The organism is Beijerinckia mobilis (genome assembly GCF_000745425.1).
Lineage (GTDB): Bacteria > Pseudomonadota > Alphaproteobacteria > Rhizobiales > Beijerinckiaceae > Beijerinckia > Beijerinckia mobilis.
The window spans coordinates 382,370-396,469 of sequence record NZ_JQJH01000002.1; the positions used below are offsets into that span (position 1 = coordinate 382,370).

At 57.3% G+C, this 14,100-nt stretch carries 9 protein-coding genes; 6 read left to right on the top strand and 3 right to left on the bottom strand.

Annotated elements, in window-relative coordinates; genetic code table 11:
- Positions 1-16: 16 nt before the first annotated feature.
- From DL88_RS03930 to DL88_RS03940, 3 genes are read right to left on the bottom strand one after another with little or no spacing between them, the layout of a single operon-like run.
- On the bottom strand, positions 17-1,150 hold the full coding sequence (locus DL88_RS03930; protein ID WP_156970918.1) for an acetoin dehydrogenase dihydrolipoyllysine-residue acetyltransferase subunit: 1,134 nt from the start codon (positions 1,148-1,150) through the stop codon (positions 17-19).
- Positions 1,147-2,172, bottom strand: coding sequence for an alpha-ketoacid dehydrogenase subunit beta (locus DL88_RS03935; protein WP_034991870.1), 1,026 nt, complete (start codon positions 2,170-2,172; stop codon positions 1,147-1,149). The genes DL88_RS03930 and DL88_RS03935 overlap by 4 nt, the downstream gene beginning before the upstream one ends.
- An 11-nt stretch (positions 2,173-2,183) precedes the next feature.
- Positions 2,184-3,149 carry a thiamine pyrophosphate-dependent dehydrogenase E1 component subunit alpha gene (locus DL88_RS03940; RefSeq protein ID WP_034991873.1) on the bottom strand — a complete coding sequence of 322 codons (966 nt, stop codon included), beginning with the start codon at positions 3,147-3,149 and terminating at the stop codon, positions 2,184-2,186.
- Positions 3,150-3,759: 610 nt separating this feature from the next.
- Here DL88_RS03940 and DL88_RS03945 point away from each other — a divergent pair.
- From DL88_RS03945 to DL88_RS03970, 6 genes are all read left to right on the top strand, one after another.
- On the top strand, positions 3,760-4,341 hold the full coding sequence (locus DL88_RS03945; protein WP_034991877.1) for a hypothetical protein: 582 nt from the start codon (positions 3,760-3,762) through the stop codon (positions 4,339-4,341).
- A gap of 319 nt (positions 4,342-4,660) precedes the next feature.
- Entirely contained in the window at positions 4,661-5,290 is a 630-nt protein-coding gene (locus DL88_RS03950) for a DsbA family protein (RefSeq protein WP_034991880.1), read from the top strand.
- 186 nt (positions 5,291-5,476) lie between these two features.
- Entirely contained in the window at positions 5,477-5,950 is a 474-nt protein-coding gene (locus DL88_RS03955; RefSeq protein ID WP_034991883.1) for a DsrE family protein, read from the top strand.
- A gap of 732 nt (positions 5,951-6,682) precedes the next feature.
- Positions 6,683-10,159 carry an efflux RND transporter permease subunit gene (locus tag DL88_RS03960; RefSeq protein WP_034991886.1) on the top strand — a complete coding sequence of 1,159 codons (3,477 nt, stop codon included), beginning with the start codon at positions 6,683-6,685 and terminating at the stop codon, positions 10,157-10,159.
- Positions 10,159-11,412 carry an efflux RND transporter periplasmic adaptor subunit gene (locus tag DL88_RS03965; RefSeq protein WP_034991887.1) on the top strand — a complete coding sequence of 418 codons (1,254 nt, stop codon included), beginning with the start codon at positions 10,159-10,161 and terminating at the stop codon, positions 11,410-11,412. Before DL88_RS03960 ends, DL88_RS03965 begins: the two co-directional genes overlap by 1 nt.
- Positions 11,409-12,968, top strand: coding sequence for an efflux transporter outer membrane subunit (locus DL88_RS03970; protein ID WP_034991888.1), 1,560 nt, complete (start codon positions 11,409-11,411; stop codon positions 12,966-12,968). The genes DL88_RS03965 and DL88_RS03970 overlap by 4 nt, the downstream gene beginning before the upstream one ends.
- Positions 12,969-14,100: the final 1,132 nt, after the last annotated feature.

A 14,100-nucleotide genomic window follows, 5' to 3' on the forward strand; every position in this document is an offset into this window, starting at 1 on the left:
AACTATCCGAAACACTCTAGCCGTTCACCTTCGCGATGAAAGTGTCGATGAGGCCGTTGACCTCGGCAGATTGTTCCATTTGCGGCATATGTCCGCTTTTTTCGAGAATATGGAACGCCAGTGTTTGCGGCAATTGTGCTGGATCCGTCATCGGGACGACCTGATCCTGCCGCCCCCAGATGATCGTGATCGGCGCTTTGATTTCGCCGATGCGGGAGGCAAAATTGGTGCTTTGTTTGCCTTCCTTGAAATTGGCCTGCTCGATAGCCTGCATGGCATTGATCGCGCCATCGAGCCTTTTGAACTTGATGAGATCGTCGATCATGTCATTGCTGACGAGGGACGGGTCGGCGAAAAGCAGTTCCAGCACTGGCTTCAGCGTCTTGCGGCGGTCGGCGGCGATGAAGCCTTCCGTATAGTTCCGGTTGACCGTATCGCCGAGACCAGCGGGAGCGAGCAGGGTGAGCGAGGCCGCAAGGGCCGGCTTTTCGAGCGCCAGCGCGAGAACGATCGCACCGCCGAGCGAATGGCCGATGAAATGCGCTTGGCCGATGCCCAAAGTCTCCAGTGTTTCCACCACGGTCGCGGCGAGGGACGTAAGGTCGCCCGAGGTTTCCTTCGCGGAACCGCCGTGGCCCGGCAGATCGATGGCAATCGTCCTGCGTTTTTCGGCGAGCGGAGGCTGGTTGAACATCCAATTGTTGAGATCGCCGCCGAAGCCATGCACGAAGACGATCGGTGCGCCCTCGCCTTCGCCGGTGTCGAGAATGCGGATCTTGCGGCCGCCGACATCGATCGCTTTGGGCTCCGGTGCGGCGATTGTCTCGCCCGCGGCCTGATCGCTCGAGAATTCGGCCTGAAAGCGTTCGATGAACTGGTCGATTTCAGCGTCGGTCGTCTCCTTGTCGGCGACGACCGCGATGAGTGCGCCGACGGGAAGTTCTTCCTGTTCCTGCGCGACCTGCCGGCGCAAAACGCCTTTGACGGGGCTTTCATAGGCATTGGTGATCTTGGTCGTCTCAATGTCGGCGATGTCATCGCCGACATTGATTTCGGCACCGACCGACTTCATCCAGGCAGCCACTTTGCCTTCGGTCATTGCGAGACCGAATTTTGGCATGGTGATGGCCTTGATCTCTCCGGTGATCATGCGGGCTCCTTGATCTGGTAATTCATCAAAGCCTTGGCGGCTTTCTCGATCCGGTCGGCATTGGGTACGAACAGATCTTCGAGATTGGGCGCGAATGGCACCGGCGTATGCGGCGGGCAGACCATCTTGATGGGCGCTTTCAGCGCGCCGAAGGCTTCCTGCGCGACGACTGCGGAGATGTCCGTCGCCATGTTGCAGCGGGGGCTCGCCTCGTCGACGATGACCAGCCTGCCGGTATCGGCGACGCAATCGAGGATCGTATCGAAATCCATCGGCGATGTCGTCCGCGGATCGATGACGTTGCAGGTGATGCCCTGTTTCTCGAGGCGGTCGGCGGCTTCATTGGCCATTTTCACCATGCGGCCGATGGCGACAATGGTGACGTCATCGCCTTCGCGCGTCAGATTCGCCTCGCCGAAGGGGATCGTATAGGGCTCGTCCGGCACTTCCTCGATATCGTCATACATGACCTTGTTTTCGAAGAAGATGACCGGATCGTTGTCGCGGATCGACTGGATCAGCAGGCCCTTGACCTCATAGGGTGATGAGGGAATGACCACCTTGAGGCCAGGAATATGGGTGAACAGCGGATACAGGCATTGGCTGTGCTGGCTCGCCGCGCGGAAGCCCGCGCCATACATGGCGCGAATGACGAGCGGTGTCACCGCCTTGCCGCCGAACATGTAACGGAACTTTGCCGCCTGATTGAAAATCTGATCGAAACAGACGCCCATGAAATCGATGAACATCAGTTCGGCGACAGGCCGGAGGCCGGTGGCGGCGGCACCGGCCGCAGCTCCTATATAGCCTGCCTCGCTCAACGGCGTGTCGAGCACACGTTCGGGACCGAATTCGGTGATCAGCCCCTTGGTGACGCCGAGCACGCCGCCCCAGGCGTCCTGCTGACCTTTGGTGCCGGCGCCGCCGGCGACATCCTCGCCCATGACGATGACAGTCGGATCGCGGCGCATTTCGCTGGCGATGGCTTCATTGATCGCCTGCCGATAGCTTTTCTTGCTCATGATCGCGGCCCTCAGTAGGAAACGTAGACGTCGGTGAGGAGGTCTTCCTCGGTCGGTAGCGGCGCCGCTTTGGCATGTTTCACCGCCCGCTCGATCAGATCAGCGATTTCGGCATCCACCGCGTCGAGATCCTTGTTTTCGAGCAGCGCAGCTTCCGTCACCTTGCCGCGGAAGCCCACCAGGCAATCACGTTCCTTGCGGACCTTTTCGGCTTCACCCGGCTCGCGATAGGTCGTCGCGTCGCCTTCGAAATGGCCGTAATAGCGATAGGTCTTGACGTGCAGCATGCTGGGGCCGCCGCCCGCACGTGCCCTTTGAATGGCCTCACGCGCTGCGTCATAGACGGCAAAGAAATCATGGCCGTCCACTTCCACTGAGGGAATGCCGAAACCTTCCGCCCGCTTGGTCTGCGTGCCGCCGACGGAATAGGAGGACGAGGTTGCTTCGGCATAGCCATTGTCTTCGCAAACGAAGATGACCGGCAGGTTCCAGATTTTGGCGAGATTGAGGCTTTCGAGGGTGGTGCCCTGGTTCGAGGCGCCATCGCCATAGAAGGCGATCGCGACACCGCCGGTCTTCAAGGTCTTGGCGGTGAGCGCCGCGCCGCAGATGAGCGGCGGGCCACCGCCGACGATGCCATTGGCGCCGAGCATGCCCTTGGCGATCTCGGCTATGTGCATCGAGCCGCCCTTGCCACCGCATACGCCATCCTTGCGGCCGTAGATCTCGCTCATCATCGCCATGACGTCGACGCCCTTGGCAATGCAATGGCCATGGCCGCGATGGGTCGAGGCAATGTGGTCACGTTCGGTGAGATGCATGCAGATGCCGGCAGCCGAGGCTTCTTCACCAGAATAGAGATGGACGAAGCCAGGAATTTCGCCGGTTGCGAATTCGATGTGCAGACGTTCCTCGAAGTCACGGATCGTCCGCATGGTGCGATAGGCGGTAAGCAGGTCTTCGCGACTGAGCTGCATGTCTCCTCCCAAGGACAGGATGTATCTTCTTGTATGTCAATTTGTGTGCGGTGAAGTGTGGCTTCACCGTCATCCCGCATCGACGGAACCAAGATAAGAGATCACCCTGCGAACCGATATCCCGCCGAAGGTTGAGACGGCAGATTTCCACCGTCTCAAATTTGAGACGGCGTCGCATGAGTGAGACAGAGGAGGCTATCGTATGAGATCAGGCGCTGCTCGCCGGTTCGATTCTGTAAGCTCTGAGTGAAGATCAAGGTGTTGACGGCGTCGCAGACGATGTCGGCGGAATTGCTCTCGTGCGCCTCGGGTTGGCGTAGCCGTTGAATGGATTGTCTCTCTCGGCAAGGCGGGCACACATTGCCCGCATCAAATGCGGGTTAGCCGGATCATCGAGCCGAAGGACCATTATGATCGGGAGGTTGATCCCCAAAGATTGGAAGCGAGTGACCGATTGTTCTGTTTGTGTCTTCCATTTGTGAAAGTTTAGCGAAACTTTTGTGACGTTTCGCCGTTGAATGAGCGCCGTGGCCTTTCCTGACTAAGCGGTCGGTTCGCGGATCAGGCCGTTTCCTTGGCTATTTCGCGAGAAAGAATGCGAGGCAGTTCAATGGCTTTTTCCAGGTGCACGCTGGAACAGCGCGCCGCCGTCTTCGCCTCCTGCATCCTTTTCGGCGCGTCCTTTGCGTTTGCCGGGCAGCAAACCCGGCCTGCCGCGACGATGGCCCGGAATAGCCAAGGCGCTGGCGTGTTCTACAATGCCGAACAGATGGGCGAACCGATCGGTGAACCAATGAAGAGGCCGGCGCCCAAGCGCAATGCCACGCGCATGAGCCAGCCTTCGCCCAAGCGAAGCCATTTGTCCAAGAGCTTGTCCAAGAGCTTGTCGAAGAGAAGCCAGGAGACGATAGGACCGTTCGGCTCCAGCCCTGCGACGGTCCAGGCTGTCAGGGATGGGTATTTCACCCTTCTGCCGCCCTCGCGTGACGATCTTCAATTTTATGCCCATGGCATGGTGCCGCAGGCACAGTCGACCTCGACCGCTATGGCACCGTCCACCAGGGACTATTGGTCTCCATCCGACAGGGTCTTCTTTTCTCACGGTATCTTTCCGCAGGCGCAGCCGACATCGACGACTATTAACGGGAAGGAGATGCCGGAAGTGCTGAAGGACCCGCGACCCTCTTCCTGAAGAGAGGCGCCGCCGCCACCATTTTTCTATGGTCCCTGAAAGCGCGCTGTTGGTGCGGCAACACTCTATGGCGGTCTATCCAGCCTGCTTGACCGCATGAAATCGGCCAGACGATATCAATTTCTGAAGAAATGCTCGCGCTCGCGAACAAAAGGCCGGGCCTGGACCGGCAGATTTCTGCCTCGGCAATGGAAGGTCAATCCAAGGTGTGAACGATTGCCCCTGCAGCATTGTCCTTCAATGAAAGCTTCGCTTTCAGGCTGATATAAGATACTGATCGTGTCTCTATAGACCATCAGGGAATGGAGCGGGTTTGGATATGCAGCGCAGAGCCTTTGTCTCCAGCTTGTTCCTTTCGATCTGTTTGCTCTCCGCGGCGCTCATGGGCAATCTCCCCGTCCAGGCGCAGACACTGGATGTCGATGCAATTCTGCATGATCCCGATGCGCCTGCGGGTGGCAATCCGAAGGGCGACGTCACGATTGTCGCCTTTCTTGATTACAATTGCCCCTATTGCAAGAAATCGGCGCCGGAACTCGAGAAAATCGTCAAGACCGATGGTCATATTCGCCTTGTCTACAAGGATTGGCCGATCCTTTCCGCCGCTTCCGTCTATGGCGCGAAACTGGCACTCGCGGCGGCTTATCAGGGCCAATATGAAACGGTCCACAAGGCTTTGATGGATCTTCCCGGCCGTCGCATCAAGGAGGATGCGATGCTGGCCGCCGTCAAGGCGACGGGTGTCGATATGGGCCGGTTGCAAGCCGATGCCGCGACCCATGCCGATGCCATCACGGCTTTGCTGCGGCGCAATCTTGATCAGGCGAATGCACTCGGTCTTGAAGGAACGCCCGTCTATCTCGTCGGTCCGTTCAGAACCTCGACGCTCGACTATGAAGGGTTCAAACAGGCCGTCGCCGATGCACGAAAGAAGCAAGCCGGCCAATGATATTGCGGGGCGCGATACCCAACGGCGGGCGGGGAGCCCGGGTTCGAGCCTTGAAAAGCGTTACCGGATGGAGCGTTGCGCCGCATGCTCAGGCTCGTCGAAATATCCTGATCCATCAAGGCGGATTGGTCAGGAACCATCTGGATAGGTTTCACGGCTTGATGGTTTTTCAGGGGGAAGATGAGGATGTCAATATTCTACCGGATCGTCATTGCCGCAGCGCTACTGGTATTTTCTGGTCATTTCACTTTCACCGGTGCCGCTATGATGGATGCTCCCGCAGGATATTACACCGATCAGAAAGTCGTCTATCATAATGATGGCAATGCGGGAGATGCCGCCGCTTACTTCAAGCGTATGCTAAACAGTATCAATAACCACATCGCGGCGGTCGGACAGGATCATGTCGAGATACGCGTCGTCAGCCATGCAAATGGCGTCGAGCTGTTTCAATTCGCAAATACTAACAAGGAACTGGCGACATTTCTCGACGGGCTGCGCGCGAAAAAAGTGCGGTTTCTGATCTGTGGCAACACGTTGCGGGAACGGAACATCGATTGGAAGACCCTTTACGGCGTGCAGGAGGACGATATCGTGCCGAGTGGCGTCGCGGAACTTGCCCGCCTTCAGGGTATGGGCTTTGCTTATATCCATTTATGAGCATTGCGGCGGCTTTCCCTCCGGGCTTCACTGATCCCGATAGGTTGAGAAAACGCTGACTCAATTCCATGATCAATCGTGGAATCAGCACTTTGAGAAGCGTTCTCGCCGCCGCCCGCCCAAAGCGGAGCGATTGAGCCGGTTCTGGTGATCTGGCAGCCGCCGAAGGCAATTCATCCACCCGCCTGCCAATTTCGAGCGCTTTCAACCTTCCGTGCATGAGGATTTCTGCCGCATTATGGTAGAATGGAAAGAATTTAATTTATTGAGACGGATTTTTAAAAATTAGTCATGTGAAATGGGAATATAAAAAATAATTTCATATATTTATGTTCTATGATACTGATCTTAAATTGGTTTTTACTTCGTATCCTGCGGCGAATGCCTGTAGGTTCCGCGCTGCCCCTCAAATTGCAAATCCTGATGCGCATGAGGCAGTGGGATGATCTCTCTAAGAGAATTCTTTCTCTTAGAGAATCTGGCCGCGCGGGGAGGGGCAATGGCTTTCCGCCAAATCTTATTGACCACGTCGGTCGTGATCGATGAGACTTGTCGGAGGGTGCTGCTTGTTCGTAAGGGAAGAGACCGATCATTGACCATATACTCGGCATTACCCAATTCTGGCCTGCGCAGACGGAACCGTCGCCGTCACGCTTTTATATGGTCTGATTTCACAAGATCTTTTCCTGTCACTTCTCCGATGTTTTGCCCGATGTCTGAAGGGGCCCGCTCATGAATGCCATCGTCGTTACCGCGTTGCGGCGGCCCTATACATTCGTTGTTCTGTCCCTGCTCATTCTCATGTTCGGCGTCATGTCGGTCTTCAAGACGCCGACCGACGTCTTTCCCAACATCAAGATTCCCGTCGTCTCCGTCGTTTGGACCTATGCTGGTCTCATGCCGGAAGATGTCGGCGGCCGTATCACGCGCTATTATGAACAGGCGGTGACTTCGACCGTCGAAGGCATCGAGCACATCGAAAGTATTTCTTATTACGGCAGCGCCATCGTTAATATCTATTTCCAGCCAGGCACGGATCTCGGCCCGGCGGAAGCCGACGTGGTCGCCATTTCGCAGACGGTCATCCCGCAATTGCCGCCAGGCATTTCGCCGCCGATGATCATGCGCCTCGAGGCGTCCTCGGTGCCGGTCGTCACCATGCAGGTCACTTCCGACAAAAGGACGCCGGCCGATCTCTACAATCTCGCCTTTGCCCGTATCCGTCCCTTCGTCGTTACGGTGCCGGGGGCGATCATTCCGCATCCCTATGGCGGCAAGCCGCCGTTCCTGCTCGTCAATCTCAAGCAGGACCAATTGCTGGCGCATAATCTCTCCAGCATGGATGTCGAAAAGGCTTTCGAGAAACAGAGTATCGTCCTGCCCGCGGGCGACCAGAAGATCGGCCGCAAGGACTGGATGGTGCAGACCAACGCCATTCCCATGTCGGTCGAACGGTTCGAGGATCTGCCGATCAAGAAAGTGGGTAATGCCTACATTCATCTGCGCGACATTGCTGATGTCTCCCTGTCCGGACCGCCGCAGACCAATTCGGTTCTCGTGAAGGGCAATCAGGCGGTTCTCGTCGTCGTGATGAAGAGCGGCGAGGCTTCGACGCTCGACGTGGTGCAGGGTGTCAAGGATCTGATGCCGCGCCTGCAGAAATTGCTGCCACCGGATGTGCATGTCCGGCTTCTGAACGATGCGTCTATCTTCGTGAAGGATTCGATCAAGGACGTGGTCCGCGAAATGGCGACCGCCGCGGCGCTCACCGGCATTGTCGTTCTGCTGTTCCTCGGTTCCTGGCGCGCTACGGTCATTATCGCGACCTCGATCCCGCTCGCCATTCTCTGCGCGATCATCGGGCTCGGCTGGGCGGGGCAGACCATCAACGTCATGACGCTCGGCGGTCTCGCGCTCGCCGTCGGTATTCTCGTCGATGACGCGACGGTGATGATCGAGAATATCGATACCCATCTCGAAATGGGCAAGGATATCGAGACGGCGATTATCGATGCCGCCAACCAGATCGTGGTGCCGACCTTCGTCGCGACTTTGTGTATCTGTATCGTCTGGTTCCCCTTGTTCACCCTGTCGGGTGTTTCCGGCTGGCTGTTCATGCCCATGGCCGAAGCCATCACTTTCGCCATGATCGCTTCTTTCATCCTGTCGCGTACCCTGGTGCCGACCATGGCGAAATATCTGCTCGCCGGTCATGCCCATGGAGGGGCTCACGGGGAGTCTCATGGAGATTCTCATGACGGCGCTCATCACGAGGACGACGCTCATCATGCCGTGGCGTCCGGGCTCGGTGCATCGGCCGATGAGGACCCGGTGGCTCAGGCTCAGGCTCTGGTAAATCGCGAGCGGGTCTATGGCGAGCCTTTGGACCAGAGCCCTGCCGTTGCGCGGGAAGAAGAGGCAGTCGAGGAACATGCCCATGCCATGGCGCTCAGGGACGCGCAGCAGGAAATAGCCTATGACGAGGCCGTGCACCGGCAGGCGCAGCACGATGCGGCGGCGGGTATGCCCGGCGCTCATGCCGCTGCCGCCCACGAAGGCAAGCAGCCGGGCTTTTTCAGCCGTTTCCAGAAAGGGTTCGAAAAAGGCTTTTCGAGCTTCCGGGAAAACTACCGGAGCCTGCTGGAAAGGTCGGTCGCGCATCGTGGCAGTTTCATCACGGTCTTTCTCATCGTGGCACTTGCTTCGCTGAGCCTGTTCTACTTCAGCGGACGCGACTTCTTCCCCGAGATCAAATCAGGCACTTTGCAAATGCATATGCGCGCCCCGCTCGGCACGCGTATCGAGGTCACCGGCCGCATCGTCTCGCTCGTCAATGAGGAGATCGAACGGCTGCTGCCGGGGCAGGTCGAGAATATCGTGAACAATTGCGGCCTGCCGGTCGGACCGCATAATCTCGCCTTCATTCCGACGCCGACGATCGGCACGCAGGATTGCGACCTGACGATCTCGCTGAAGAACGAAGAATCTCCCGTCTGGGATTACCGGCGCACTCTGCGCAAGGGTCTGTCGGAGCGTTTCCCCGGTACGATCTTCACCTTCCAGCCGGCCGATCTGACGGCCAAGATCCTGAACTTCGGCTCGCCCTCGCCGATCGATGTCCAGATCTCCGGTCTTGAGGCGACGAAGAATTATGAATTCGCCCGCAAGCTCGCCGACCGGCTGCGCACCATTCCCGGCGCCGCCGATGTCACGATCCAGCAGACGATGCGGACGCCGACCATTCTCGTCAGCGGCAACCGCACCTTCGGTCTCGGCACCGGTATGACCGAGGAGGATCTGGCCAATAACGAGTTGATCACCCTCTCCGGCAGCCAGCAGGTTCACCAGGCCTATTGGCTCAACCCGGAAAACGGTCTTTCCTATCCGATCAACATCTATACGCCACAGGAGCAGATGACGAGCGTCAACGATCTCCTGACCATTCCCGTCGGCAAGGGGGATGGCAATCCGGATGGAAAGCCACCGCAGTTTCTGGGCAGCATGAGTTCGCTGGAGCCGAAGGGAACGCCGGGACAGGTCGCACACTATAATCTCATCCCGCTCTTCGATGTCTATGTCGCCAACGAGGGGCGTGATCTTGGTGGTGTTCTTGAGGATGTCAACAAGGTCATCGCTTCCATGGAAGATGAGTTGCCGCGTGGCGCCGCCGTCGACGTGCGTGGCCAGGCTGAGACGATGCATAGCTCTTATGTGCAGCTCGTCGGCGGCCTCGTCCTTTCCGTCGCGCTCGTCTATCTGCTGATCGTGGTGAACTTCCAGTCCTGGGTTGATCCGTTCATCATCATTACGGCGCTTCCCGGCGCCTTGGCCGGCATTGCCTGGGGCCTGTTCCTCACGGGGACCAATCTGTCCATTCCTGCTTTGACGGGCGCCATCATGTGCATGGGCACGGCGACGGCCAATTCGATCCTGGTCGTCTCCTTCGCGCGCGAACGCTATGAAGTGCATGGCGATGGCATCAGGGCCGCGATCGAGGCAGGCTATGGCCGTATCCGCCCTGTTATCATGACGGCTTCCGCCATGATTATCGGCATGTTACCCATGTCCATGAGCAATTCGCAGAACGCTCCTCTCGGCCGCGCGGTGATTGGCGGTCTGACGGTGGCGACTTTCGCGACGCTGCTCTTCGTTCCCTGTGTCTATGCTTTGATTTACGGCCGGGCCAGCCGCAAGAAGGAGGGCGCGTGATGCGCAAGGGTAAAGGCGCGGGACGCGCATTCATTGTCATTCTCATCCTCGGTGGATTTGTCGGCTACCAGGTTTACACCCGCATCAATACGGCGAAGGAAGTGGCCGAGGAGACCGCCGAAGGCGCGATCATGCGCGTTTCAGTGGTCAATCCGCAGCCGGGGCCGAAGGAAGAGACGTTGACCCTGCCAGGTACGGCCGATGCCTGGTATCAGGCACCGATCTATGCGCAGGTCTCCGGCTACGTCAAAATGTGGTACAAGGATTATGGCGCCCGTGTGAAGGAGGGTGACCTCCTCGCGGAAATCAACACGCCGACGCTCGATGCGCAATATTCCGAGGCGCAGGCCAATCTGCGTTCGGCCGAGGCGAAATATAATCTCGCAGTCGTCACCGCCGACCGCTGGCGCGCTTTGCGCAAGTCGCAAGCCGTTTCGGAACAGTCGATTTCGGTGCAGGAGGCCAATGAAAAATCCGAAGCTGCTCTGGTCGATGCCGCGAAACAGAATGTCGCGCGTTTCGAGGCGCTGCAGAAATTCAAGAAAATCGTCGCTCCCTTCGATGGAGTGATTACCGCGCGTTCGATCAATGTCGGCGATTATGTGGATCAGGGACACGGCAATATGGGAGCGTCCGGCAATGCGACGGAATTGTTCTCCGTTGCCGATACACATGCCATGCGTCTTTTCGTTTCCGTCCCAGAAGTATTCGCCAGCATCCTCAAACCGGAATTGGTCGCGGATGTCGTGGTGCCGCAATATCCCGAACGCCATTTTACTGCTAAATATCTCACGACCGCCAAAGGGTTCGACACGAATACGCGTACGGTCGTCACGGAATTCATCATTGACAATGACGATGCGGCTCTCTGGCCAGGTTCTTATGCAACAGTCAAGTTGACGGCTCCGGCGGATCCTCATATCCTGACCGTGCCGACGAGCTCTCTCGTGTTCGAGGAGGAAGGCTTGCAGGTTGCCACCGTAACGTCTGACAATCACATCCATTTCAAGCCGGTGACATCCGGCAAGATCCTGGGTGAACAGGTTCAGATCACACTCGGCCTTACGAAGGAAGATCGGATCGTGGATAATCCGCCCGCCGCCCTCATGGAAGGGCAGGAGATCAAGATCGTTCCGGCAACCCCTGGCTATAATACGCCTGTGCCGAACGGTGAGACGGCGCAGTCCGAAGCACCTCAGGAGAAGGTTGGAATGGCGGAGGAACATGCTGCGGGACACGAGACGAAGAAATGAACTGTCTTCTTTCTGCAGGCGCCCGCTCTGGCGGTCTTCTGCTTCTTCTCTCCCTCTCCGCCTGCGATCTCGCACCCGCCTATCAGCCCCCAGACCTGACATTACCCGAAAAATGGGAAGGCAAGGGCCCCTTCAAGGAGGCCCGACCGTCCGATACGGCTTTGCGTCCGGGCTGGTGGAAACTTTATCACGATCCGGTTCTCAACCAGATCGAAGAGCAGGCGACCGCCAGCAATGCCGATCTTCAGGCAGCTGCGGAACGCTTCGTTCAGGCGCGCGCCATGATGATGGGGGCGCAATCGCAATTGTTCCCGCAAGTCGGGCTCGGTTTCGGCGCTTCCAATAACAAAAGGTCAATCCATCGCCTGTTCAATGCGCCGACAGACCCGGTGCACGATTCCGACCAGACCTTCGCCGGTCTTGTGTCCTGGGAGCCGGACATCTGGTCGGCCATCCGCAATACGACGCGGGCGGAACTCAATTTCGCCGAACAGCGGGCGGCTGAATATGCTTCGGCGCAGCTGAGCCTCCAGGCACAGATCGCCTGGGATTATTTCGCCCTGCGCGGCCTCGACGCACAGGATGCGATCTATAAGCAATCGATCGCCTATTATGAGCAATCACTCAAGATCATCAAGGAACGGCTCGAAGGTCTCGTTTCGCCGAAGCTCGATGTCGCGCGTGCCGAGAATCTGCTCTACGCTACCCAGGCCGAGGAACTCGACATTCAGGCGCAACGGCAGGTGATGGAACATGCCATTGCCATTCTCGCCAATACGGCGCCCTCTGCATTCCATATCGCGCCGGCCAATTCTTTGAGTTCGTCAATCCCCAAAATTCCGACGAGCGTTCCCTCCGAATTGTTGCAACGCCGGCCCGATATTGCAGCCGCGGAACGTAAGATGGCACGGGCTAACCGCATCATCGGCGTGGCGCGAGCCGCCTTTTATCCGAATGTTTCCATCCGAGTCGATGGTGGCTTCACGGATAATGGACTTAATCTCTTCAAGGTTGCCAACAGCCTCTGGGCTTATGGCGCGGATGTGACCCTGCCGATCTTTGACGGTGGCCTGCGCCGTGCCGATCTGCAGCAGGCGCTGTCGACCTATCGCGAGACCACCGATACTTATCGCTCGACGGTGCTCAATGCCTTCCGTGAAGTTGAAGACGGATTGAGCCGGACCAATCGCATGAGCGCGGAGGTGAAGCGCCAGCACGCCGCCGTCGGCGCCGCGGCGCAAACCCAGACCATGACGATGGATCTTTACAAGGGCGGTCTGAACACCAGCCTTGATGTCATTACTGCGCAGGTGAATACGCTGACGGCCCGTATTCGGGAAGTCCAGATCCAGATGCGGTTGGTGCAAGCGTCGACGGAACTGATCCGCGCTCTCGGTGGCGGCTGGGACCGCAAGAGCATGCCCACCGAGCGGGAAATGCAGGCCTTCGGTCTGTTTCAGGTCGAAAATCTCGACAAGCCACCGCCAGCCGGAGGCATAGACGTCAAAACGGATGTCCAGGCCAATAGCGATCTGACACATCCAATCAAGCAATAGAGAGACAAGAACGTCGAACTGAAAAGGGTTGCCCTTTTCAGGTCGACGCATTGCGATTCGATTGCTGTGAAAAGAGTTTGATTTTTTCTGAGTGAGGCGTTTCCGGATAGATCCGAAACATTTCTGAGAGGGGCGCTCCAAAACAGGGAGCATGGGCGGCCATTCATCGAGCGCGACGTGCTGCCGTTGAAAGGCTCCCATCGAACAGATAATGGCCTTCGTCGAAGCTGCTGCCAGATCGAACAAAGGGCTCCGATACATTTCGTCTCATGAAGGACGATCAGCCGAATCCTATCCCCGGGTCTTGGAGGTCAGGTGATATCGTCCGTTTGGTATGGCGTCAGACATCGGCGTTGTTGCCTTGGCGGGTCTGGTTCTATCACCGCATGAAATAAAAAAGCGGCCCCTTTCGGGGCCGCTAGAAGTTTGCCATGCACCCTGCATAGCCAGCAATGAATGGATGAAACACGAGGTTTCATCAAAAGGACAGGGTTCGAACGAGTCCGACTCCTACCGTCTAAAAAGGGCTACGTCATGAAATCCTGAGTCCAGCGAGTTTGGGGCGCAAGCTCTCCGGACAATCCCTTTTTATAATCTCTTGCTTGTCCCAGCCTTGCCTCTCGCCGAAAACGGGCGATCGTCGCTGGAACAATGAAACCATAATATTTTCAGGACCTTTCCACCATTGTTCGCGGGCAGGAAGACCTTACAGAAACACTAGGATCATGCGTGCGTTCAAAAAGACCGTATCTCCGGAAAGGTCGTTAGACCTCATCGTTGAGTTCCCAGTAGCAATATCTTTCTCCACCCTTGAGGCGACCGGAACCTGAAAACCATTCCTCTCCCCAAGGATGCGGTTGGCACGGGAGCTACCGTCCGCTTTCGCATCGCAGCATCTCACGTAATATTGAACCAAACGCTTCGATATGCTGCAGGTTCCGTTGTGCCGCAAAAATGTGTGGCGACGGTCCCTCTCTATATTCGCTGGCGTAATTGCCAATAGAGCTGCAACCGGAAGCTCAACAATTGGTTCCCCTTTCCCGAAAAGATCCCCCTCTTACGAAAAAAACTTTCACCAACAGAATTAAATTTAGAGAATGTGATTTAGCTTCAAAATCGACAGTGTAGATCC

What these genes read in the sequence shown, in the direction of transcription:
- DL88_RS03930 (WP_156970918.1), bottom strand. Translation starts at nt 1,150, where the DNA reads ATGATCACCGGAGAGATCAAGGCCATCACCATGCCAAAATTCGGTCTC.
- DL88_RS03935 (WP_034991870.1), bottom strand. Translation starts at nt 2,172, where the DNA reads ATGAGCAAGAAAAGCTATCGGCAGGCGATCAATGAAGCCATCGCCAGC.
- DL88_RS03940 (WP_034991873.1), bottom strand. Translation starts at nt 3,149, where the DNA reads ATGCAGCTCAGTCGCGAAGACCTGCTTACCGCCTATCGCACCATGCGG.
- DL88_RS03945 (WP_034991877.1), top strand. Translation starts at nt 3,760, where the DNA reads ATGGCTTTTTCCAGGTGCACGCTGGAACAGCGCGCCGCCGTCTTCGCC.
- DL88_RS03950 (WP_034991880.1), top strand. Translation starts at nt 4,661, where the DNA reads ATGCAGCGCAGAGCCTTTGTCTCCAGCTTGTTCCTTTCGATCTGTTTG.
- DL88_RS03955 (WP_034991883.1), top strand. Translation starts at nt 5,477, where the DNA reads ATGTCAATATTCTACCGGATCGTCATTGCCGCAGCGCTACTGGTATTT.
- DL88_RS03960 (WP_034991886.1), top strand. Translation starts at nt 6,683, where the DNA reads ATGAATGCCATCGTCGTTACCGCGTTGCGGCGGCCCTATACATTCGTT.
- DL88_RS03965 (WP_034991887.1), top strand. Translation starts at nt 10,159, where the DNA reads ATGCGCAAGGGTAAAGGCGCGGGACGCGCATTCATTGTCATTCTCATC.
- DL88_RS03970 (WP_034991888.1), top strand. Translation starts at nt 11,409, where the DNA reads ATGAACTGTCTTCTTTCTGCAGGCGCCCGCTCTGGCGGTCTTCTGCTT.